Origin of the sequence: Streptomyces sp. R302, from assembly GCF_012927245.1 — a bacterium.
Classification (GTDB): Bacteria; Actinomycetota; Actinomycetes; order Streptomycetales; family Streptomycetaceae; genus Streptomyces.
In genome coordinates this window covers 371,531-394,767 of record NZ_JABBGE010000006.1, presented here as the reverse complement: position 1 = coordinate 394,767, position 23,237 = coordinate 371,531, and the positions used below count along the sequence as shown (strand labels likewise).

Annotated in this window: 16 protein-coding genes; 7 read left to right on the top strand and 9 right to left on the bottom strand. The window is 72.1% G+C overall.

All coding sequences use genetic code 11. From position 1 onward, the window contains the following. Nucleotides 1-141: 141 nt before the first annotated feature. Nucleotides 142-2,382, top strand: coding sequence for a glycoside hydrolase family 9 protein (locus tag HHL19_RS20895; protein WP_169091807.1), 2,241 nt, complete (start codon nt 142-144; stop codon nt 2,380-2,382). A gap of 94 nt (nt 2,383-2,476) precedes the next feature. On the opposite strand, the gene HHL19_RS20890 is transcribed toward HHL19_RS20895, so the two are convergent. Further along, nucleotides 2,477-3,040, bottom strand: a complete 564-nt coding sequence (locus HHL19_RS20890) for an NUDIX hydrolase (RefSeq protein WP_169091806.1) — start codon at nt 3,038-3,040, stop codon at nt 2,477-2,479. A 167-nt stretch (nt 3,041-3,207) separates the two neighbouring features. Between HHL19_RS20890 and HHL19_RS20885 the strand changes: the two genes are divergently transcribed. Next, nucleotides 3,208-3,555, top strand: a complete 348-nt coding sequence (locus HHL19_RS20885; RefSeq protein ID WP_169091805.1) for a GNAT family N-acetyltransferase — start codon at nt 3,208-3,210, stop codon at nt 3,553-3,555. A gap of 19 nt (nt 3,556-3,574) precedes the next feature. Here the strand turns inward: HHL19_RS20885 and HHL19_RS20880 are convergent, their stop codons facing one another. Next, entirely contained in the window at nt 3,575-4,480 is a 906-nt protein-coding gene (locus HHL19_RS20880) for an acetylxylan esterase (RefSeq protein ID WP_169091804.1), read from the bottom strand. 866 nt (nt 4,481-5,346) lie between these two features. Between HHL19_RS20880 and HHL19_RS20875 the strand changes: the two genes are divergently transcribed. Genes HHL19_RS20875 through HHL19_RS20865 form a run of 3 tightly spaced genes read left to right on the top strand, consistent with a single transcriptional unit; the run spans nt 5,347 to nt 8,986 of the window. After that, nucleotides 5,347-6,756: a family 2B encapsulin nanocompartment shell protein gene (locus HHL19_RS20875; protein ID WP_169091803.1), complete on the top strand. Its 1,410-nt coding sequence runs from the start codon at nt 5,347-5,349 to the stop codon at nt 6,754-6,756. A 56-nt stretch (nt 6,757-6,812) separates the two neighbouring features. Continuing rightward, on the top strand, nt 6,813-8,075 hold the full coding sequence (locus tag HHL19_RS20870; RefSeq protein ID WP_169091802.1) for a family 2 encapsulin nanocompartment cargo protein terpene cyclase: 1,263 nt from the start codon (nt 6,813-6,815) through the stop codon (nt 8,073-8,075). 29 nt (nt 8,076-8,104) lie between these two features. Then, nucleotides 8,105-8,986, top strand: coding sequence for a geranyl diphosphate 2-C-methyltransferase (locus tag HHL19_RS20865; RefSeq protein WP_169091984.1), 882 nt, complete (start codon nt 8,105-8,107; stop codon nt 8,984-8,986). Between the two features lie 55 nt (nt 8,987-9,041). On the opposite strand, the gene HHL19_RS20860 is transcribed toward HHL19_RS20865, so the two are convergent. The 5 genes from HHL19_RS20860 to HHL19_RS20840 form a co-directional block, all read right to left on the bottom strand. Beyond that, on the bottom strand, nt 9,042-9,878 hold the full coding sequence (locus tag HHL19_RS20860) for a glycerophosphodiester phosphodiesterase family protein (protein ID WP_346768320.1): 837 nt from the start codon (nt 9,876-9,878) through the stop codon (nt 9,042-9,044). A 246-nt stretch (nt 9,879-10,124) separates the two neighbouring features. Then, nucleotides 10,125-11,567: a GH1 family beta-glucosidase gene (locus HHL19_RS20855; RefSeq protein ID WP_169091800.1), complete on the bottom strand. Its 1,443-nt coding sequence runs from the start codon at nt 11,565-11,567 to the stop codon at nt 10,125-10,127. A gap of 160 nt (nt 11,568-11,727) precedes the next feature. After that, on the bottom strand, nt 11,728-12,642 hold the full coding sequence (locus HHL19_RS20850; protein ID WP_169091798.1) for a carbohydrate ABC transporter permease: 915 nt from the start codon (nt 12,640-12,642) through the stop codon (nt 11,728-11,730). A gap of 3 nt (nt 12,643-12,645) precedes the next feature. Beyond that, nucleotides 12,646-13,653 carry a sugar ABC transporter permease gene (locus HHL19_RS20845; RefSeq protein WP_169091796.1) on the bottom strand — a complete coding sequence of 336 codons (1,008 nt, stop codon included), beginning with the start codon at nt 13,651-13,653 and terminating at the stop codon, nt 12,646-12,648. A gap of 91 nt (nt 13,654-13,744) precedes the next feature. Then, nucleotides 13,745-15,082 carry an ABC transporter substrate-binding protein gene (locus HHL19_RS20840; RefSeq protein WP_169091795.1) on the bottom strand — a complete coding sequence of 446 codons (1,338 nt, stop codon included), beginning with the start codon at nt 15,080-15,082 and terminating at the stop codon, nt 13,745-13,747. A 358-nt stretch (nt 15,083-15,440) separates the two neighbouring features. Here HHL19_RS20840 and HHL19_RS20835 point away from each other — a divergent pair, with 358 nt between their 5' ends. Beyond that, nucleotides 15,441-16,463 (top strand): LacI family DNA-binding transcriptional regulator, encoded by a 1,023-nt coding sequence (locus HHL19_RS20835; RefSeq protein ID WP_169091793.1) that lies wholly within the window; start codon nt 15,441-15,443, stop codon nt 16,461-16,463. Nucleotides 16,464-16,616: 153 nt separating this feature from the next. Here HHL19_RS20835 and HHL19_RS20830 read toward each other — a convergent pair whose 3' ends face one another. Together HHL19_RS20830 and HHL19_RS20825 are read right to left on the bottom strand one after the other, a co-directional pair. Beyond that, nucleotides 16,617-18,365: a glycoside hydrolase family 6 protein gene (locus HHL19_RS20830; RefSeq protein ID WP_169091791.1), complete on the bottom strand. Its 1,749-nt coding sequence runs from the start codon at nt 18,363-18,365 to the stop codon at nt 16,617-16,619. Between the two features lie 53 nt (nt 18,366-18,418). Continuing rightward, nucleotides 18,419-19,996 carry a cellulase family glycosylhydrolase gene (locus HHL19_RS20825; protein ID WP_169091789.1) on the bottom strand — a complete coding sequence of 526 codons (1,578 nt, stop codon included), beginning with the start codon at nt 19,994-19,996 and terminating at the stop codon, nt 18,419-18,421. Nucleotides 19,997-20,312: 316 nt separating this feature from the next. Here HHL19_RS20825 and HHL19_RS20820 point away from each other — a divergent pair, with 316 nt between their 5' ends. After that, entirely contained in the window at nt 20,313-23,228 is a 2,916-nt protein-coding gene (locus tag HHL19_RS20820; RefSeq protein ID WP_206324909.1) for a glycoside hydrolase family 48 protein, read from the top strand. Nucleotides 23,229-23,237: the final 9 nt, after the last annotated feature.

Sequence of the window (23,237 nt, the reverse complement as noted above, 5' to 3'; positions counted from 1 at the left end):
TCCCCCACGCCCGGTCCCGTCCGGACCGTTGACGGCCCCGCGCTCCGGCCACAAGGATGTCCCCGACGCGCTTGGGAGCGCTCCCACTCCGACGCGGCGGCGCATCGGAGGGCCGAACCCCCCCCCCACGAGGAGCGGACGTTGAACCGACGCAGAACCGCCCTGCTGTCCCTGACGGCCCTGCTGGCGGCCGGCCTGAGCGCCGTGCCCGCGGGCACGGCCGGGGCGGACGAGGTGGAGCAGATCGTGAACGGCACCTTCGACGACGGCACCGCCCCCTGGTGGACGAGCGGCGTCACCGCCGGCCCGGCCGACGGCGGGCTCTGCGCCGACGTGCCGGGCGGCACCGTGAACCGCTGGGACGCCGGGGTCGGCCAGAACGACCTCACGCTCGCCGCGGGCGAGACGTACCGCATCGCCTTCCGCGCCACCGGTACCCCCGCCGGACACTCCGTCCGCGCCGTCGTCGGACTCCAAGTCGCCCCGTACGACGCCTACTACGAGGTCGTGCCGCAGCTCAGCGTCTCCGGCGACAGCTACGCGTACACCTTCACCTCCCCGGTCGACACCACCCAGGGGCAGGTCGCCTTCCAGCTCGGCGGCGCCGCCGACGCCTGGCGGTTCTGCCTCGACGACGTCTCCCTCCTCGGCGGGGTGCCGCCGGAGAAGTACGAGCCCGACACCGGCCCCCGCGTGCGGGTCAACCAGGTCGGCTATCTGCCCCGGGGCCCCAAGAACGCCACCCTCGTCACCGAGGCGACCACCCGGCTCCCCTGGCGCCTCGACGACGCGGACGGCACCGCCGTCGCGCGCGGCTGGACCGTCCCGCGCGGAGTCGACGCCTCCTCCGGGCAGAACGTCCACTCCATCGACTTCGGCCGGCACCGGTCGCGCGGCACGGACTTCACCCTCACCGTCGACGGCGAGACCAGCCACCCCTTCGACATCGGCACCGCCGCGTACGACCGACTGCGCCTGGACGCCGCGAAGTTCTACTACACCCAGCGCAGCGGCACCCCCATCCGCGAGGACCTGCGCCCCGGTTACGGCCGCGCGGCCGGCCACGTCGGCACCGCCCCCAACCAGGGCGACACCCGAGTGCCCTGCCAGCCCGGCGTCTGCGACTACACCCTCGACGTCTCCGGCGGCTGGTACGACGCGGGTGACCACGGCAAGTACGTCGTCAACGGCGGCATCTCGGTCTGGCAGCTGCTCTCCACCTACGAACGCGCCCTGCACGCCCGCACCGGCGACTCCGAGGCGCTCGGCGACGGCACCCTCGCCCTCCCCGAGAGCGGCAACGGCGTCCCCGACCTCCTCGACGAGGCCCGCTGGGAGCTGGACTTCCTCCTGAAGATGCAGGTCCCCGACGGCGAACCGCTCGCCGGCATGGCCCACCACAAGATCCACGACGAGCAGTGGACCGGCCTGCCGCTGCTGCCCGCCGACGACCCGCAGAAGCGCGAACTCCACCCGCCGACCACGGCCGCCACCCTCAACCTCGCCGCCACCGCCGCCCAGGCGGCCCGCGTCTACGAGGAGTTCGACCCCGCGTTCGCGGCCACCGCCCTGACCGCCGCCCGCAAGGCCTATGCCGCGGCCCTCGCCCACCCCGACGTCCTCGCCTCCGACAGCGACGGCGTCGGCGGCGGCACCTACGCCGACACCGACGTCTCCGACGAGTTCTACTGGGCCGCCGCCGAGCTCTACCTCACCACCGGGGAACGGCGGTTCAAGAACCACGTCCTCGGCTCGCCCGTCCACACCGCCGACCTCTTCGGCCCCGTGAGCTTCGACTGGGCGAGGACGGCCGTCCCCGCCCGCCTCGACCTCGCCACCGTCCCCAGCCGCCTCCCCGGCCGCAACCGGGTCCGCGCCTCGGTCCGCGCCGGAGCCGACCGCTACCTGGCCACCCTCAAGGCCCACCCCTACGGCATGCCGTACGCCCCCGAGGGCCAGCGGTACGACTGGGGCTCCACCCACCAGATCCTCAACAACGCCGTCGTCCTCGCCACCGCCTACGACCTCACCGGCGCCGCCGCCTACCGCGACGGCGCGGTCCAGAGCATGGACTACGTCCTCGGCCGCAACGCCCTGAACCTCTCCTACGTCACCGGCTACGGCGAGGTCAGCGCCCGGAACCAGCACAGCCGCTGGTACGCCCACCAGCTCGACCCCAACCTGCCGCACCCGCCCGCCGGTTCGCTCTCCGGCGGCCCGAACTCCGACATCCAGGACCCGCTGGCCCAGTCCAAACTCCAGGGCTGCACCGGCCAGTTCTGCTACATCGACGACATCCAGTCCTGGTCCACCAACGAACTCACCATCAACTGGAACTCCGCCCTGACCTGGATGGCGTCCTTCGTCGCCGACCAGGGCTAGTCGGCCCCCGCCGCCCGCCCCCGCCCCCTGTGCCCGGAAGGCGCGCCGGTAGGCGGCGGGGGTGGTGCGCAGACCCGCACCCCCGCCGCGGGTCCTACTCCTCCCCGGCGGGCGGCTCGTCCCAGTCCCAGGCGCCGATGTACGCGGCCGTGCCCGTGCGCCGGGCCTCCGCGAAGGCGGTGAGGCGGGCGAAGTCGCGCGGGGGCATCAGCGGGCGCCAGTCGGGGAGCGGCAGGACACGCACCTCGTCGTGTTCGTCCGGGTCGAGGACGAGGCCCGCGATCTGCCGGTCGGTGAGGCGCCCGCCGTCGAAGACGTACCCGGCGGTCGCCAGCGGCCACGCGGTCCCCGGCAGCCCGAAGACGGCGGCGAGGAGCCGGGGCGGGCCGGGCACCACGAGCCCCGTCTCCTCCTCCGTCTCCCGCACGGCCGTCCGCCACGGCCGTTCCCCCGCCTCGGCGGTGCCGCCCGGCAGCTGCCAGGGGTGGCCGGGGCTGTAGACGGCGTGGAGCTGCACGGGCCGGTCGTCCAGGTCGGTGAAGTACACGGCGCCGAAGAGGGTCGCCTTCGGCAGCGTCGCGACGAACTCGTCGACCGGGAGCATCGCCCGGCACCCCGCCGCGGCGGCGGCGGGGGCGGGGGAGGGCAGGGGGTGCATGTCGGGCCTCCGGGGTGGGGGAGTACGGGGCGGCTTCGCCGGGTTCAACGAGCCCGCCCCGTCCCGCGTGCACAGCGATTTCGGCCGCGCGGCCGCCCGCCACCTGCGCATACCGGAGAGTAGGGTGGAGGGCGCGTCCGACCCGCCACGACTCCGAAAGGCCGCCCATGAGCGAGCAGACCGTCGCCCCCGTCGTCCGCCGCGTCGACGAGCGCCACCGGTACGAGATCCTCGTCGACGGCGCCCGCGCCGGGCTGACCGCCTACCGGGACCGCGACGACCGCCGCGTCTTCTTCCACACCGAGGTCGACGAGGCCTACGCGGGCCAGGGCCTGGCGGCGATCCTCGTCAAGGAGGCCCTGGACGACGTACGCGCCTCCGGCATGCGGATCGTGCCGGTCTGCCCGTACGTCGCCAAGTTCCTGAAGAAGCACGAGGAGTACACCGACATCACCGACCCGGTCACCCCCGAGGTCCTCCAGTGGCTGGACGCCCGCCTGGGCCGCCAGTCCTGATGCGGACGGCGGTGGCGGCTCAGGCCCCGCCCGGGCCCGGGATCAGCCGGGCGCGTTCGTTGCGGTCCCAGCCGGACCACAGTTCGTCGTCACCGCAGTGGACGCAGTCCGGGCCGAAGAAGTACCCGCGCGCGTTCTCGTCGGCCATCAGCCAGAACCGCAGCCACGCCGTGGTCGGGGCGCGGAAGGCGCCGCCGTCGCCGATGGACGACAGGTGTCCGGCGCCCCGCACCTCCCCGTACACGGCCGGCAGGTGGTCCGAGTCGCGGTACAGCGCCTTCACCAGCGCCGGCCACACCGTCAGGTTGCGTTCACCGGCCAGGTAGAAGACCGGTACGCCCGTGAGGTCGGGGTCCGTCAGCGGCCCCGGCTGGATCGGGACCGCCGTGTCCACGCGCGCGTCGACCGCCGCGTTCAGCGCCGCAGCCCCGCCCTGCGAGTGCCCCGCCGAGCCGATGCGCGCCAGGTCGACCCGGCCGAAGTACGGGCTGCCCGGGTCGGCGTTCCGCCGCTCCAGGACGTCGATGCCGGCCCGCATGCTGATCGCGAAGTTCGAGGTGGGCGTGTTGGCCGCCGCGACGATGAAGCCGTGGCTCGCCCAGTGCCGCAGCAGCGAGCTGTAGATCCCGGGCACGGCCCCCGTACCGTTCCCCCAGATCACCACCGGGTGCCGCTCGCCCGACGCGCCCATCGCGCGCGGGTGGTAGAAGGTGTGCACCGCCTCGATGTCGACGTCCACCTCGTAGGGGCCGGGCCGGTCCCAGTCGGTGCCGACCGACGGGATCCCCGACGCCGTCACCGTCGCTGCCGTCGCTGTCGCCGTCGTCGTCGTGGCGGGCTCCGCCGTCGCGCCCTGTGTCGTGCCGAGCGTCAGCAGCACGCCCAGCAGCAGACCGCCCAGCAGGCGGCTCGTTCTCCCTGGCATGGAACTCCTCCGTCGTCCGGTGGGGTCGCGCGTCCTCGCGACCGTGGCCAGGGACATGGTGGATCGTTCCGCCCCGGCTGTCTGTGCGCGCGGGCCCAGTCCTGCGGGGCCCGGACTGTGCACCCGCCCAGACGGCGGGGCGTCAGCCGCTCGCGCCGGCCCGTCGTGCCCGCAGGGTCAGCGCCGTGTACAGGCGCCGGCGACCACGAGGCCCACGAGCCACCCGTAGGCGTCGAGCGGCGCCAGGAACGACGGCAGCAGCACGAGCAGTTGGGCGATGCCGCAGTGTCCCCGGTACCGGAGCCGAACCCGATGCCCCCTGCGGCCCCGGTGCCCCCTGTGTCCCCGGTGTCCCCGGTGACCCCTGTGCGTACGGATCCGGTGAAGCGCTCACGACGCTTCCCCCACAGGCCCCTGGTCGTACTCCTGGGATCGTCCCACGAACTCCTTCCCGGGGCCCCGGAGTCCGCGTTGACGCTCGTCGTTGACTTGTGTGACGGCAGAGGCGGGTTGTCAAGAGGGGGCCGATGGAGTGGAGGTGGCCGGAACGCATGCCGTCCGATCGGGGCGCCGGGGCACCCCGACGCCCCCACCGGCCCGCTTCCCGTCCCACCCTCCCCGCACCTGGCGAGAACTCGACCGACCAGGTCGTAAACCGGCCCGCGAACAAGATCACTGCATCGAGGTAATGCCCCTCGGCTACCCGGGCGCGGCCTGCTGACGGGCCGTTACTGTTCCCCGGGTCTGGACGGACGGCATGACCACCTCCCCCAGACCACCTCCCTCCGTACCCTCTTCCTCCCCTTCGACCGGTCCGGCGTGCCGCCGTGCCCGGTCACCACCCTCGCTAAGGAGAGACCGGTCCGATGACCGTCGACACCAGCCCGGAAGCCCAGGCGGCACCCCCGCAGCAGTCCCTCAGCACCCACGCCGCGCGGAACCTCGCCTCCACCACCAAGTCCGCCCCGCAGATGCAGGAGATCACCTCCCGCTGGCTGCTGCGGATGCTCCCCTGGGTGGAGACCAAGGGCGGCGCCTACCGCGTCAACCGCAGGCTCAGCTACACCGTCGGCGACGGCCGGGTGGAGTTCGTCCAGGACGGCGCCACCGTCCGCGTGATCCCCCGCGAGCTCGGCGAACTCGCCCTGCTCCGCGGCTTCGACGACGTCGACGTGCTCACCGCGCTCGCCGACCGCTGCGTCCAGCGCGACTTCTCCGCCGGCGAGATCATCGTCACCCGCGGCAACCCGGCCGGCGAGATCCACCTCCTCGCCCACGGCCGCATCGCCCAGACCTCCGAGGGCCCCTACGACGAGGAGGTCGCCGTCGCCGTCCTCGGCGACGGCGACCGCTTCGGCGAGAACGCGCTGCTCGACGCCGACGCCACCTGGGACTACACGGCCACCGCCGAGACCTCGGGCACCCTCCTCACCCTCTCCCGCGCCGACTTCGCCGCCGTCATGGCGAACGCCCCGGCCCTCCAGGCCCACATCCACGACTTCTCCAGCCTCCCCGACCAGGCGCAGAACAAGCACGGCGAGGCCGAGATCGCCATGTCCTCCGGGCACGTCGGCGAGGCCGTCCTGCCCGGCGCCTTCGTGGACTACGAGCTCAAGCCGCGCGAGTACGAGCTCTCCGTCGCGCAGACCATCCTCAAGGTCCACACCCGCGTCGCCGACCTCTACAACGGCCCGCACAACCAGACGGAGGAGCAGCTCCGCCTGACCATCGAGGCCCTCCGCGAGCGGCAGGAGCACGAGCTCGTCAACAACCGCGAGTTCGGCCTCCTGCACAACGCCGACTTCAAGCAGCGCATCCAGACCCACTCCGGCCCGCCCACCCCGGACGACATGGACGAGCTGCTCAGCCGCCGCCGGGGCACCAAGCTCTTCCTCGCCCACCCGCGCACCATCGCCGCCATCGGCCGCGAGTTCAACGCCCGCGGGCTCTACCCGGACCACGTCGACCTCGGCGGCCAGTCCGTGCCGGCCTGGCGCGGCGTCCCGATCCTGCCCTGCAACAAGATCCCGATCACCAAGGAGCAGACCAGCTCCATCATCGCCATGCGTACCGGCGAGGAGAACCAGGGCGTCATCGGCCTGCGCCAGACCGGCATCCCGGAGGAGTTCGAGCCCGGCCTCTCCGTCCGCTTCATGGGCATCAGCGAGCAGGCGATCATGTCGTACCTCGTCACCACGTACTACTCCGCCGCCGTCCTCGTGCCCGACGCCCTCGGCGTGATGGAGAACGTGCAGATCGCCCGCCGCCGCGACTGACGCCCCCGTCCGTCCCGTTCCGGGACGGACCACCCCACCCAGCAAGGAGCTGACGGATGCCCGACCCCGGGCTCTCCCCCCTGCCGGCGCACCCGCCCGCGGCGGCGGCCCGCCTCGGGGCCGACGTCCTCGCCGCGGCCCTCGCCGGCCCGGCCGCCGAGGCGCCCGCGCCGGCCGCCGCACCCCGCTGGATCCCCGGCGGACCCAGCGGGCTCGGCACGACCGCCCTCTCCCTCGCCCGTCCGGCGGCGGTCCCGGAAGCGCTCCCCGCGCCGGTCCCGGCGCCGGACGCCCTTCCGGAGCCCGCCGGGCCGCCCTCCGCCGCCCCCTCGGCGGCGGAGGGCCGGCCCATCCCGGGCCTCTACTTCCACCCCGTCCCCGACCCCGACCCCGTCCGCGTGGACGAGGTCAGCCGCCGGATCAAGGACTGGGCCGTGGACGAGGTCCAGCTCTACCCGGAGGAGTGGGAGGGGCAGTTCGACGGCTTCTCCGTCGGGCGCTACATGGTGGCCTGCCACCCCGACGCCCCGACCGTCGACCACCTGATGCTCGCCACCCGGCTCATGGTCGCCGAGAACGCCGTCGACGACTGCTACTGCGAGGACCACGGCGGCTCGCCGATCGGCCTCGGCGGCCGTCTCCTCATGGCGCACACCGCGCTCGACCCCCTCCACACCACCCCGGAGTACGCGCCGGCGTGGGCGGAATCGCTCGGCTCGGACGCCCCGCGCCGCTCGTACCGCTCCGCCATGGACTACTTCGTCCGGGCGGCCTCCCCCTCCCAGGCCGACCGCTTCCGGCACGACATGGCCCGGCTCCACATGGGCTACCTCGCCGAGGCGGCCTGGGCCGAGACCGACCACATGCCCGAGGTGTGGGAGTACCTGGCCATGCGCCAGTTCAACAACTTCCGCCCCTGCCCCACCATCACCGACGCCGTCGGCGGCTACGAACTGCCGGCGGACCTGCACGCCAGGCCGGAGATGCAGCGGGTCATCGCCCTCGCGGGCAACGCGACGACCATCGTCAACGACCTGTACTCCTACACCAAGGAGCTCTCCAGTCCCGGTGTCCACCTCAACCTGCCGGTGGTGCTCGCCGAACGGGAGAAGCTCTCCGAGCGCGACGCCTACCTCAAGGCGATCGAGGTCCACAACGACCTCATGCACGCCTTCGAGGCCGCCGCCGCCGAGGTGGCCGCCGCCTTCCCCGCCCCCACCGTGCTGCGCTTCCTCAAGGGCGTCGCCACCTGGGTCGACGGCAACCACTACTGGCACCAGACCAACACCTTCCGATACAGCCTGCCCGACTTCTGGTAACCACCGTCCCGCAAGAAATGGATTTCTCTGTGACCATCGACGAGCTGACCACCCTCGGCGCCTCCGCCATCGTCCCCGGCCCGGCGACCCCGTACCAGGGCGACATCGCCCGCTACTGGAACGCCGAGGCCCGGCCCGTGAACCTGCGCCTCGGTGACGTGGACGGCCTCTACCACCACCACTACGGCATCGGCGCCGTCGACCACGCCGCGCTCGGCACCCCCGAGGACAGCGAGTACGAGAAGAAGCTCATCACCGAGCTGCACCGCCTGGAGTCCGCCCAGGCCGAAGTCCTCCTCGACCACCTCGGCACCGTCACCCCCGGCGACACCCTCGTCGACGCCGGCTGCGGCCGCGGCGGCTCCAGCGTCATGGCCCACCAGCGCTTCGGCTGCAAGGTCGAGGGCGTCACCCTCTCCTCCACCCAGGCGGAGTTCGGCAACAAGCGCGCCCGCGAGCTCGGCATCGACGACCACGTCCGCGCCCAGGTCTGCAACATGCTCGACACCCCGTTCGAGAAGGGCAGCATCACCGCCTCCTGGAACAACGAGTCCAGCATGTACGTCGACCTCGACGACCTGATGGCCGAGCACTCCCGCTTCCTCAAGGTCGGCGGCCGCTACGTCACCATCACCGGCTGCTGGAACCCCAGGTACGGCCAGCCCTCCAAGTGGGTCTCCCAGATCAACGCCCACTTCGAGTGCAACATCCACTCGCGCCGCGAGTACCTGAAGGCGATGGCCGACAACCGCCTGGTGCCCCAGGCCGTCATCGACCTGACGCCCGACACGCTGCCCTACTGGGAGCTGCGCGCCACCTCGTCGCTGGTCACCGGCATCGAGGAGGCGTTCATCGAGTCGTACAAGGACGGCTCCTTCCAGTACGTGCTGATCGCCGCCGACCGCGTCTGATCCCCTGCGCGGCCGGTCACCGGGCCGGGCCCGTCCACCGCGACGGGCCCGGCCCTCAGCGCTGCCCGGCCCGCGCCGCGTTCCAGCCGGCCAGCTCCGCCGGACGGTCCGTGATCACCCCGTCCACCCCCAGATCGGCCAGCGCCCGCCAGCGCGCCGGCGCGTCGACCGTCCACACGTTCACCGCCACCCCGGCCGCCCGCAGCTCCGCCACCACGCCCGGACGGGCCGACAGCCCCCGGTCGGAGACGTGGTACGCCGCCAGGCCCAGGTCCCGCGCCACCGCCACCGGATCCGCGTCGAGCCGGTCCCGCAGCAGCGCCCGCGGCAGCTCGGGCGCCAGCTCCCGCACGTACCGCAGCGACACCGCGTCGAAGCTCTGCACCACCACCCGCTCCGCCATCCGCTGCTCCCGCACGTCCCGGACGATCCGCGCCACCTCCGCCCGGGAGTGCGCGCCCTTCACCTCCAGGAGCAGCCGCCCGCCCCGCTCCCGCAGGTCCGCCAGCTGCGCGGCGAGCGTCGGCACCCGGGCCCCGGCGAAGGACGGCGCGAACCAGCCACCGGCGTCCAGGGCGTCCAGCTCCGCCGAGGTCAGCTCCCGCACCGCGCCCGAGCCGTCGGTCGTCCGGTCCACCGTCGCGTCGTGCACCACGTACGGCACCCCGTCCCGGCTCGGCCGGACGTCGTTCTCGATCCACTCCGCCCCGCCCCGGCGCGCCACCTCGCCCGCGACCAGCGTGTTCTCGGGCGCCGCCGAGGACGCGCCCCGGTGGGCGATCACCGTGAGGGTACGGGCCGGGGCCACGGCCGGCGCGGGGGCGGCCACCAGGAGCGCGGCCAGCGCGGCACCGGCGAGCGCGGCGCGGCGGCGGAGGCGTACGGGAGTCACGGCCGGAGACCCTACCCCCGGCTTCCGGGCCGCCGGGGCGCGACGCACCGGCACGGAACCCTTCGGTGATGCGTCCGGGCCTGCGGCATCGCGGGAGGGCGCCCGGAGCCGTGCCCAGTGGCGGACCGCGGAGGGCTCCGGCGGCGTCTACGTCGTCGGCCACCGCGTCGTCGGCATCTGATCACACCTCAAGAACGCCTGAGGGCCGCGCCGGTGACCCGGCACGGCCCCACCTCGTGTCCCGGCTCAGACCGCGTCGGGCGCGCGCAGCTCGCCCGAGCGGGCCACCCCCGCGTACCAGCGGGCGCTGGTCTTCGGGGTGCGCCGCAGGGTGTCGTAGTCGACGTGGACCATGCCGAACCGCTTCGCGTAGCCGTACGCCCACTCGAAGTTGTCGAGCAGCGACCACAGGAAGTAGCCGCGGACGTCGATGCCGTCGGCGATCGCCCGGTGCACCTCCGCCAGATGCGCGTGCACATAGGCGGTGCGCTCCGGGTCGTGCACCCCGCCGTCCTCGCCGACCACGTCCTCGTACGCGGCGCCGTTCTCGCTGATCACCAGTGGCAGGCCCGGGTACGCCTCCGAGGTCCGGCGCAGCAGGTCGTACAGGCCGCTCGGGTCCACCGGCCAGCCCATCGCCGTCCGCTCGCCGGGCGCGCGGTGGAAGGCGACCGAGTCGGCGCCCGGCCACGGAGAGTGGGCGCTGTCGCCGTGCCCGTCGTCCTGCGGCTTCTCCTCGCCCTCGGCGACGTGCGCCACGAGCGTGGGCGCGTAGTAGTTGATGGCGAGGAAGTCCAGCGGCTGGTGGGCCGTCGCCGTGTCACCGGCCCGCACGAAGGACCAGTCGGTGAGGTGGCGGGTGTCGGCGATCAGGTCCTCGGGGTAGGCGCCCTCCAGCATCGGGCCGAGCCAGACGCGGTTGCCGACGGCGTCGATCCGGCGGGCCGCCTCCAGGTCCTCGGCGGAGGCGCTGCGCGCCCGCACCTCGTGCAGGTTGAGCGAGACCGCGATCTGACGGTCCGCCGGCAGCGAGGCGCGCAGCGCCTGGACGGCGAGGCCGTGGCCGAGGTTGAGGTGGTGCGCGGCGCGCAGCGAGGCGACCGGGTCGGTGCGGCCGGGGGCGTGCACCCCGGAGCCGTACCCGAGGAAGGCGCTGCACCAGGGCTCGTTGAGGGTGGTCCACCGCTTGACGCGGTCGCCGACGGCGTCGGCGACGATCCCCGCGTACTCGGCGAACCGCTCGGCCGTGGCGCGCTCGGGCCAGCCGCCCGCGTCCTCCAGCTCCTGCGGGAGGTCCCAGTGGTAGAGGGTGAGGGCCGGTTCGATGCCGGCGGCGAGCAGCTCGTCGACGAGCGAGCGGTAGAAGTCGAGGCCCTTCTGGACGGCGGGGCCCCGGCCGGTGGGCTGGACGCGGGACCAGGAGACGGAGAACCGGTAGGCGTTCAGGCCGAGTTCGGCCATGAGCGCGACGTCCTCGCGGAAGCGGTGGTAGTGGTCGACGGCCACGTCCCCGGTGTGGCCCTCGAAGACCTTGCCGGGGGTGTGGGAGAAGGTGTCCCAGATGGACGGGGTGCGGCCGTCCTCACGGGCCGCCCCCTCGATCTGGTAGGCGGCGGTCGCCGCGCCCCAGAGGAAGTCGGAGGGGAACGGGCGGGTGGCGGTGAGCGGCCGGGTCTCGGACGCGGTCATAGGAGAGGGCTCCCAACGCGGGGTACGGGTCGGTCCGTTCGGGTCCGGCGACTGCGGCGGACCCGGGCGGGGCCGAGGGAATTGCGGTACGGGGAAGGGCGGGACGGTCGGTCGGCGCTCGACCGACCGGGGGCGGTCGGGTCTCGACCACGGGGTGCGGTCAGCTCTTGACCGCGCCGGCGGTGATGCCGCCCACGATGTGCTTGCCCAGGAAGGCGAAGACCAGCAGCAGCGGCACGGTCGATATCAGCGCGCCGGTCAGGACGATCGCGTGGTCGACGGTGTGGTTGCCCGCTCCGAGGCCGGCGAGCGCGACCTGGAGGGTCGGGCTGCCGTCCGGGGTGAGCGCGATGAACGGCCAGAAGAAGTCGTTCCAGGACTGCACGAAGACGAGCATGCCGAGCACCGCCATCGCCGGGCGGGCCACCGGGAAGACCACGTGCCAGATGATCCGCAGGCTGTGCGCCCCGTCCATGCGGGCCGCCTCGACCAGCTCGACGGGGAGCGCCTCGACGAGGAACTGGCGCATGAAGAAGACGCCGAAGGCCGCGACGAGGGAGGGCAGCACGACCGACTGGAGCTGGTCGAACCAGCCGAGGTCGGTGATGATCTGGTACAGCGGGATGACGCTGAGCTGCGGCGGGATGGTCATCGTGGCGACCACGAGCGAGAGCAGCATGCCGCGGCCCTTGAAGGGCAGCTTGGCGAAGGCGAAGCCGGCGAGGGTGGAGAAGAGGACGGTGGAGGCGGCCACCAGGCTCGCCACGACCGTGGTGTTGATCAGCGCCTCGCCCATGTCGACCTGGTCCCAGGCGAAGCTGAGGTTGTCGAGGAGGCGGGAGCCGGGCAGCAGCGGCGCGGGGGCCTGGACCACCCGGTCGCCGGTGTGCGAGGCGGCGACCACGTTCCAGTACAGCGGGAAGAGCGAGACCACGGTGGCGATGACGAGCAGCACGTAGGTGAGCGGTCCCGCGTGGTGCTGCCGGCCCGCCGTCTGGCGGAATCCGCGGCGCGGCGGGCGCCCTCCGGTCGTCTTCGGTTCGACGGCGGGCGTGGTGTCGAGGGTGCGGGCCATGGGTCAGTCCCCCAGCTTCTTGCGGTTGCGGCGGGAGACGAGCGCCTGGATGCCGCCGATGAGCAGCAGGAGCGCCAGCATGACCCAGGCGATCGCCGAGGCGGAGCCCAGCGCGCCGGTGATCCAGCCCTTTTCGTACATCAGGAGGCTCAGCGTCTGGAACTGGTGGCCGCTGCCGCCGCTGATGCCGACGCTGCCGCCGTAGAGCATCGGCTCGCCGAAGAGCTGGGTGGCGCCGATGGTGGAGACGATGATCGTGAAGAAGATCGTCGGCCGGATGGAGGGGATGGTGACGCTGAGGAACTGGCGCCAGCGGGAGGCGCCGTCGAGCGAGGCCGCCTCGTAGAGGTCCTGCGGCACGGCCTGCATGGCGGCCAGGTAGATCAGCGCGTTGTAGCCGGTCCAGCGCCAGGTGACGATGACGGAGATCGCGATCTGCGCCGGCCACTTGGAGGTGTTCCAGTCGATCGGCCCGATCCCCACCCAGTCGAGCAGGCTGTTGATCATGCCGTAGTCGGTGTTGAAGAGCTGGGCGAAGACCAGCGTCGCCGCCGCGATGGAGGTGGCGTACGGGGCGAGGACGGCGACCCGGAAGAAGCCGCGGCCGCGGAGCTTGTAGTTCAGCAGGTGGGCGAGGCCGAGGGCCATCAGCAGCTGCGGGACGGTGGAGATGACACCGATGGTGAAGGTGTTGAGGAGCGCGTTCCAGAAGAACTCGCTGGTGGCGAGGTCGGTGTAGTTCTCCAGACCCTTCCACTCGGCGGTTCCGCCGAGCTCGACCCGGTTGAGCGAGAGCCACCCCGTGTAGATCAGCGGGAAGAGGCCGAAGGCGGCGAAGGTGAGGAAGAAGGGGGCGATGAAGACGTACGGGATCGCCTTGACGTCCCAGCGGTACAGGGTGCTGCGCCAGCCGCCGGGGCCGGGGCGGCGGCGGCCGCGCGGGGCGGCCGGGGAGGGCGGTGCGGGGGGCGGCGGGGTGCCGCCAGGCTCCGCCCGTACGGAGGTGGCCACGGGTGGCGTCCTTCCAGGTCGATGCGTGCGGTGGTGCGGACGGCGCCGGCCCGCCGCCGGCAGGTGGCGGCGGGCCGGCACGCGGTCCCCGCTACTGGTCGATCTTGTCGTCGACCAGCTTCTTGACGTTCTCCCAGGCCTCGGCCGGGTCGGTGCCCCGCTGCTCGATGTCGAGGATGCCGTTGTCGGTGAGGAAGGTCTTCACCTGGCCGTCGTAGCGGCTGATCGCGGCGGGGGTGATGCCGGCCGCCGCCGAGGAGAAGATCTTGCCGACCGGGGTGTCGCCGAAGTACGGCATCTTCGCGTCCTGCACGGCGGGCGAGAGGAGGGTGTCCTTGGTGGACGGGATGTTGCCGTTCACCGCGAAGACCTTGGCGTGCTGCTCGGGGGCGGTCAGCCAGGCGGCCAGCTCGGCGGCCTCCTTGGTGTGCTTGCCCGCCTTGGGCACGGCGAGGAAGGAGCCGCCCCAGTTGCCGGCGACGGGCGGCGCGGCGATGTCCCACTTGCCCTGGTTGGCGGGGCCGGCCTGGTCCTTGATGATGCCGGTCATCCAGGAGGGGCAGGCGACGGTGGCGAACCTGGAGTTCTTGAAGGCGGCGTTCCAGGTGCCCTTCTCGTCGAACTGGCGCAGCTTGGCGGTGAGTCCGCCCTGGGCGGCCTTGACGCCGAGCTCCCAGGCCTTCTTCACGCCGGGGCTGTTCTCCCAGTCGAGCCGGCCGCTGGAGTTCGCGTACTGGACGGGGTCGCTGGAGAGCACCGCGTTGAAGAGGCCGCTCGCGGAGTCGTGGAAGGCGGTGCCGGCGGGGGCGTTCTTCTTGTACGTCTCGCCGGTCGCGACGAACTTCGACCAGTCGCCGGCCCACAGCTTGGCGACTTCTTCGCGGGTGGTGGGCAGCTTGGCCTTGGCGAAGAGGTCCTTGTTGTAGCAGATGGCCATCGGGCCGATGTCGGTGCCGAGGGCGATGATCTTGCCGTCGCCGGTGGAGGCCTGCTTGATCTTCCAGTCGAGGAACGTGGAGGTGTCGGCACCGCCCTCCTTGCCGAGGTCGACCCACTTGTCGGCCATGCTGGCGCCGGTGGCCTCCGCGATGTAGCCGACCTCGATCGCCTGGATGTCGGCGACGCCGCTGTTCTGGGAGAGGCGCAGCTTCAGGGTGTCCCAGTACTTCTGACCGTCGGAGACGTTCGACTCCTCGATCCTGATGTTCGGGTGGAGCCGCTCGTACTCGGCGTAGAGCTTCGCGCCGGTCTTGTTGTCGTAGCCGAACGAGCCGAAGGTGCCGACGCGCAGGGTGATCTTCTTGCCGTCCTTCCCGGCCTCGTCGTCCTCGTCGCTTCCGCAACCGGTGAGCAGGACCGTCCCGGTCACCACTGCGGCGACCGCCGCGGCGGCCGTGCGGCGTCCGCGTCTGCTGCTGGAAGTGCCCATTCCACTCTCCTCGTCCAAGGTGGTGCTCGTTGTGCGCCAAGAGGTCCGGCCGGCTGCTCGCGGCTCGGCGGGCCCTGCCCGGACCTGATGCAGGCTGTGCCGCCCCCCGATGGGAGCGCTCCCACGTCGTTGCCGGAAGGTTGCCGCCGGGTGGGTGGGGGTGTCAAGACATGAACGCGGATTCGTTACCGGAAGGTGTTCGCCGGGTTTCCCGGGCCCCCGATGCCGGTCTTCACGTCATCTCCTGAACGCGCGCGTGGCGGATTCGCGTCGCCGTACTCTAGGGTGGGAGCGCTCCCATTCCGGTGTGCCGGCTCTGGCGAGCGGCACGAGGTCCGACGAGGGGAGCACGGCGACGGTGAACGGACGGCAGAACAGCAGACCCACCCTGGAACAGGTCGCGGCCCGCGCCGGAGTCGGCCGGGGCACCGTCTCTCGGGTCATCAACGGCTCCCCGCGCGTCAGCGAACAGACCCGCGCCGCCGTGGCCCGGGCCGTCGCGGAACTCGGCTACGTACCCAACCAGGCCGCCCGCGCCCTCGCCGGCAGCCGCACGGACGCCGTCGCCCTCGTCATCCCCGAGGCCGAGGCGCGGCTCTTCGCCGAGCCCTACTTCCTCGACCTCATCCGCGGCGTCAGCGCCGAACTGGCCGAGGCCGACAAGCAGTTGCTGCTCACCCTGGTCCGCAGCGAACAGGAGCGGCAGCGCTTCGAGCAGTACCTCGCCGCCCAGCGCGTCGACGGCGTCCTGCTCGCCTCCGTGCACGGCGACGACCCGCTCCCCGACCGCGTCCGCGAGCTCGGCATCCCGGTCGTCATGAACGGCCGCCGCTCCGAGGCCGAATCCGTCCCGTACGTCGACTCCGACAACATCGGCGCGGGGCGCGCCGCCGTCGCCCACCTCGTCGGCCGCGGCCGGCAGCGCATCGCCACCGTCACCGGGCCGCTGGACATGTACGTGGCCCGGGCCCGCCTCGGCGGCTACCGCGCCGGTCTGGCGGAGGCGGGCCACGCGCCCGACGAGGGTCTGGTCGCCGCCGGCGACTTCACCGAGGACGGCGGCCGCGCGGCCATGCGCGAGCTCCTGGAGCGCCGCCCCGGCCTGGACGCCGTCTTCGCCGCCTCCGACGTGATGGCCGCCGGCGCCCGCGCCGCCCTCCGCGAGGCCGGCCGCCGCGTCCCGGACGACGTGGCGCTCGTCGGCGTCGACGACTCCCCGGTCGCCCGCCTCATGGACCCGCCGCTCACCAGCGTCCGCCAGCCCATCGAGGAGATGGGCCGCACCATGGCCCGCATGCTCCTCGACGCCGCCGCGGACACCCGGGAGGACGTCCCGAAGCGCGTCCTGCCGACGGAACTGGTGGTGCGGGAGTCCTGCTGACGGACGCCTCGCCGATTCTCGTCCCGCTGACGGCATGCGAGGGGCCGGACGGGGTTCCCGGGCCCGTCCGGCCTGTGGTCGCTTCCCCACGGGGGGCGCCGTCCCGGTCCCGCCGGGCCGGGACGGCGCCCCCGGTGAGGGGTGTGTGAGGGGTTACAGCGCGGGGTGCGCGTTCCTCATGAGCTCCTGGAACTGGGCCGAGAACCACTTGCCCGCGATCGGGGCGTCGGGCAGGGCGCCGGACATGCTGTTGCCGTTACGGACGTTGCCCGTGTAGGTCGGGTCGCACATGCGGTCGAAGCCCTTGCCCTCGTCGTTCGGGATCTCCTTCGACGCGCCGTCGGACTCGCCCGGGGGCTTCATCCAGACGTACGCGTCGATGCCCGCGGCGGGAGCCGCCTGAGGCCGCTCGCCGAGGCCGGCGCCGGCCTGGTTGCACCAGTTGCCGGGGTTGATGCGCCGGTCGTAGCGGCCGCCGTCGATGTAGGTGTCGACGTTGGTCAGGGCGCCCGGGCCGGAGGGACGCGCGGTGCCGCCCCAGCCGTTGCGCGAGGTGTCGATCAGCATGCCGAGGTTGCTGTCGAAGCCGATGGAGACGAGCTTGTCGCGCATCGCCTGGGCGTAGGACAGCTCGTCGGCGTACTGGTTCCAGTCGATCCACTTCGACGTGCGCACGGAGGTGCCGTTGACGCTGTCGGAGATCTTGAAGTTGTCCTCCTTCAGGGCGCTGTAGTTGGCCGTGTTCACGATGAAGCCGTGGACGTTGGCGACCGTGGAGCCCTCGGCGGTCGCGGCCGTCTTGAACAGCTCGGCGGAGGGGTCGAAGTTGGAGTCCCAGCCCAGCCAGCCGTGGTGGCCCGCGTCGACGTAGTTGTAGACGTTCGGGATCGCGCCGAGCTTGTTGAGCGCGTAGCCGACGCCCTTGATGTAGTTGCCGTTCGCCTTCATCACGTCGCAGTTCGGGGTCGCGGTGTCGCGCCCGGAGACGTTGGTGACGAGGTTCGGGAGCGAGTCGATCTCGACCGTGGTGACGATCCGCAGGCCCGCGTACTTCGGGTCGGCGAGGATCGCGGCGATCGGGTCGATGTACTCCGTCTTGTAGCGGTCGATCTCCGTCGGGCCCAGCTCGCCGTTGGAGGCGAGCGCGGCGCAGTCGCGGCCGGGCAGGTTGTAGATGACGAACTGGACGACCAACTCGCCGGAGCCCTTCTGCTTCAGGGCCTCGTCGAGGTGGGCGCGCAGGCCCATGCCGCCGTTGACGCCGGCGATGGCCGCGGTGCGGTCCAGCCAGACGCCCGTGGGCTGGTCGGCGATCCGGCTGCCGCCCGGCTCGGCGGCGGCGTTGGCGGACCACTCCGGGTTGACGTACACCTTGGCGCCGGCGTACGGGTTGTCGGCCTTCGTGCCCGGCGTCGTGGGCGGGGTCGTCGGAGGCGTGGTGGGCGGGGTGGTGGGCGGTGTGGTCGGCGGGTCGGTCGGCTGGGTGGCGGTGTTGCAGGTGACGCCGTTCAGCTTGAAGGCGGCCGGGACCGCGTTGGTGCCGCTGTAGGAGGCGTTGAAGCCGAAGGAGGTCGAACCGCCGGTCGCGAGCGCCCCGTTGTAGGACATGCTCTTGGCGGTGACGGCGGCGCCGGACTGGGTGATGGTGGCGTTCCAGCCCTGGGTCACCTGCTGGTTGCCGGCGTAGGACCACTCCAGGGTCCACGAGGACGTCGGGTCGCCGGTGTTGGTGACGACGACGTTGGCACCGAAGCCGGTGCTCCACTGGTTGGTGACGGAGTAGTCCACCTTGCAGCCGGGGGCGGCTGCGCCGGCGGTGGAGCCGAAGACCGTGGCGGTCGCTCCGGACGCTGCGATGAGGCCGAGGGCCGCCAGGAGGGCGGTACGGCTGGTGCGGCTCATGGGGGTGGGGATTCCTTTCCGGGGATTCTTCGGATGTACGGGAGCGGCGGAGGTCACGGGGCGAGGGCGCGCAGGTGGTCGCGCAGCCCGGTGCCGAACGCGGTGGGAGTGCCGTCGTACGAGGTGATCAGCGCGGGACCGGAGTTGCAGTTCCAGGTGTTCCAGGTCCAGCCCAGGTACGAGAGCCCGCGGTCGTCGAACCACTTCATGACGCGGTCGATGAACGCGTGTCCGCAGGTGTTCTCGCCGATCTCGCCCGCGAGGAGGGGCACTTGGGCGGCCACGGGGGCGAGGGTGTCGTTCCAGCACGTCTCGGTGGAGCAGGTGTTGAAGTTGTAGACGTGCCAGGCGGCGGCCAGGTTCGCCGCCGGATCCGTGGGGCGGTACGTCAGCCACTGGCTGAGGTCGTTGGAGTACGCGATGCCCGGGACGAGGACGAGGTTCTTCGCCCCCGTGGCGCGGACCGCGTCCACCAGGTCCTGCATGCCGGCGACCTCGTACCCGATGCCGGGACAGGTGCCGCCGTCGCGCCAGCAGGTCCATGCCTGCGTCGCGGTGGAGGTCGCCCGGTCCGGATAGGGCTCGTTGAAGAGGTCGAGGACGACCCGCTCGTCGTTCTTGAAGGTGTTCGCCACCGAGGTCCAGAACGCCGGGGTGTACTGGGCGTTCGGCATCGGCTTCTGACAGCTGGCGTGCACGTCGGCGCAGCCCGAGGAGTTGCCGGTGTACTGGCCGTGCGTCCAGTGCAGTTCGAGGACCGGGGTCATGCCGTGGGCGAGGACCTTGGTCACCAGGTCCTCGACGGCGTCGACGTAGTTGTCGCCCCGGTACTCGGGCTTGATGTTGTCCAGGCCCAGCCAGCACTCCTCGTTGAGGGGGATGCGGACCGTGTTGGCCTTCCAGTCGGCGATCGCCTTCACGGAGGCGTCGTCGACCGGACCGTCCCAGATGCCGTAGCCCTGTACGCACATGAACTCGCCGCCGGAGCGGTTGACGCCGAGGAGCCGGCGGACCGCGCCGTTCTGGTCGGTGAACGTGTTGCCGGTGACGGAGAGTTCGGGCGCGCCGGAGACCGGGGTGGGCGGCGGCGAGGTGGGCGGGGTGGTGGGCGGTGTCGTCGGGGGAGTGGTGGGCGGGGTGGTCGGAGGGTCGGTCGGGGGAGTGGTGGGCGGGGTGGTCGGAGGCGTACCGGTGGGCGGGGTGGTCGGCCCGTCGTCGGTGCAGGGCACACCGCCGAGCGTGAACGCGGTCGGGGCCGTGTTGGCCCCCGTCCACGAGGCGATGAAGCCCGTCGTCACCTGTGCGCCGGAGCCGAGCTGGGCGTTCCAGCTCTCGTTGACGACGGTCACGGCGGCGCCGGACTGGGTCCACTTGCCGCCCCAGCCCTGGCTGACCTGCTGGCCGGCCGGGAAGGAGAAGCCGAGGCTCCAACCATTCAGCGCCGTGCTGTTGTTGGTGACGGTGACGGCACCCTGGAAGCCACCGGTCCACTGGTTGGTGACCGCGTACTCCACGGTGCAGACGGGTGCGGCCGCGGCTCCTGAGGCCGTACCCACGACGGCGAGCGCGGTGCTCGCCATCGTGACCGCTGCCCCTGCGAGCAGCGCGGTGAGACGTGGGGGTCGTCGCATGAGCGAGTCCTCGCAGCGAGGGCACGCCCCCTACGGCGTGCCGACTGGATGGAATCGCTCCCACTGGTCGGGCAGACCGTAGCGGCAACGGAGGCCAAGCAAAAGAGGAGTTGAGGAAATTGCTCGTCGTTTGCCTTCGACTCTTCACGCATCTTGACGTGGTTGCGTCACGCTTGCACAGTGGGAGCGCTCCCACTGGTTCATGGCTTGTTCACGCACCCCCCGTACGGCCCGCATTCCCGCACCACGACCGCGCTCCGTACGGCTGCTCTTCGCACCACCCGACCTCCCCCGAGCCGCGAGGAGACCCACCCGCATGCAACGCCTGAGACCACGCCGCCCACGCAGGCATGTGACCGCCCTGACCGCAGCGCTCGCACTTCCCCTCGGCCTGCTGGCCGCCGGAGCCGGAGCCGGCACCGCGCAGGCCGCCGCCCTCGCGTGCAGCGTCGACTACAAGACCAACGACTGGGGTTCGGGCTTCACCGCCGAACTCACCCTCACCAACCGGGGCACCGCCGCCATCGACGGCTGGACCCTCACCTACTCCTACGCCGGTGACCAGAAGCTCACCAACGGCTGGAGCGGGGTCTGGTCCCAGTCCGGCAAGAACGTCACCGTCACCGACGCCGGCTGGAACGGCACGATCGCCGCCGGCGCCGCCGTCACGGCCGGCGGCCAGTTCACGTACAGCGGCGCCAACGCCGCCCCGACGGACTTCGCCGTCAACGGCACGTTCTGCGCCGGGGCCCACCAGCCGCCGGTCGCCGTCCTCACCAGCCCCGCCGCCGGCGCGGTCTACGCCCAGGGCGACGCCGTCCCGCTCGCCGCCACCGCCGCCGCGGCCGACGGCGCCACCGTCGACAAGGTCGAGTTCTACAGCGACACGACCCTGCTCGGCACCGACACCACCGCGCCGTTCACCTACAGCGCCGCGGGCCTCGCCACCGGCGCCCACTCGCTCTACGCCAAGGCGTACGACAGCCAGGGCGCCTCCGGCGAGTCCGCCCCGGTCGGCATCACGGTCGCCGCCGGCCCCGCGCTCGTCGCCACCCCCGGCCAGCTGGCCGTCCGCCAGGGCTCCACCGGCACCTTCGACCTCAAGCTGTCGAAGGCCCCGACGGCGAACGTCACCGTCACGGTGGCCCGTACCTCCGGGAACACCGACCTGACGGCCTCCCCGGCCACCCTCACCTTCACCCCGGCGAACTGGAACACCGCCCAGAAGGTGACCGTCACCGCCGCCGCGACCGGCACGGGCGTCGCCGTCTTCACCGCGACCGCCCCCGGCCACGCCAAGGCCGAGGTCCAGGCCACCCAGCTCGCCGCGGACTCCACCTACGACGCCCGCTTCCTCGACCTGTACGGGAAGATCACCAACCCGGCCAACGGCTACTTCTCGCCCGAGGGCATCCCGTACCACTCCGTCGAGACCCTGATCGTCGAGGCCCCCGACCACGGGCACGAGACGACCTCGGAGGCGTACAGCTACCTCATCTGGCTCCAGGCCATGTACGGCAAGATCAGCGGGGACTGGACCAAGTTCAACGGCGCGTGGGAGACCATGGAGAAATTCATGATCCCGACCCACGCCGACCAGCCGACGAACTCCTCCTACAACGCGTCGAAGCCGGCCACCTACGCCCCCGAGTGGGACCTCCCCTCGCAGTACCCGGCGAGGCTGGACTCCGGCGTCGCCTCCGGCTCCGACCCCATCGCGGCCGAGCTGAAGAGCGCCTACGGCACCGACGACATCTACGGCATGCACTGGATCCAGGACGTCGACAACGTCTACGGCTTCGGCAACGAACCCGGCAAGTGCTCCGCCGGACCGACGGCGACCGGCCCGTCGTACATCAACACCTTCCAGCGCGGCCCGCAGGAGTCCGTCTGGGAGACCGTCACCCACCCGACCTGCGACAACTTCTCCTACGGCGGCAAGAACGGCTACCTGGACATCTTCACCGGGGACGCCTCCTACGCCAAGCAGTGGAAGTACACCAACGCCCCCGACGCCGACGCCCGCGCCGTCCAGGCCGCCTACTGGGCCGACCTCTGGGCCAAGGAGCAGGGCAAGGGCGCGCAGGTCTCGGCCACCGTCGGCAAGGCCGCCAAGATGGGCGACTACCTGCGGTACTCGATGTTCGACAAGTACTTCAAGAAGATCGGGAACTGCGTCGGCCCGACCGCCTGCCCGGCCGGCACCGGCAAGGACAGCGCCCACTACCTGATGTCCTGGTACTACGCCTGGGGCGGCGCCGTCGACACCTCCGCCGGCTGGTCCTGGCGGATCGGATCCAGTCACAACCACAGCGGCTACCAGAACCCGCTCGCCGCGTACGCGCTCAGCGAGTACGCCCCGCTCAAGCCCAAGTCGGCCACCGGGCAGGCGGACTGGGCGACCAGCCTCGACCGGCAGCTGGAGTTCTACCGCTGGCTCCAGTCCAGCGAGGGCGCCATCGCGGGCGGCGCCACCAACAGCTGGCAGGGCCGCTACGCCACCCCGCCGGCCGGCACCCCCACCTTCCACGGCATGTACTACGACGAGAAGCCCGTCTACCACGACCCCGCGTCGAACCAGTGGTTCGGCTTCCAGGCCTGGTCCATGGAGCGCGTCGCCGAGTACTACCAGCAGACCGGTGACACCGCCGCGAAGACCGTCCTCGACAAGTGGGTCGCGTGGGCGCTCTCGGAGACCACGGTCAACCCCGACGGCACCTACCGCATCCCGTCCACCCTCCAGTGGTCCGGCGCGCCCGACACCTGGAACGCGGCGAACCCCGGCGCCAACAACGGCCTCCACGTCACCGTCGCCGACTACACCAACGACGTCGGCGTCGCCGCCGCCTACGCCAAGACCCTCACCTACTACGCGGCCAAGTCCGGCCACGCGGAGGCCAAGCGGGTCGCCAAGGCCCTGCTCGACGGCATGTGGGACCACCACCAGGACCCGCTCGGCATCGCCGTCGAGGAGACCCGCGCCGACTACAACCGCTTCGACGACCCCGTCTACGTCCCGAGCGGCTGGACCGGCGCCATGCCGAACGGCGACACCGTGAACTCCACCTCCACCTTCGCCTCGATCCGCTCCTTCTACCAGGACGACCCGGCCTGGCCGAAGATCGAGGCCTACCTGGCGGGCGGCGCCGCCCCCGTCTTCACCTACCACCGGTTCTGGGCCCAGGCGGACATCGCCCTGGCCATGGGCTCGTACGCGGAGCTGCTCGAATAACAGCCCGCC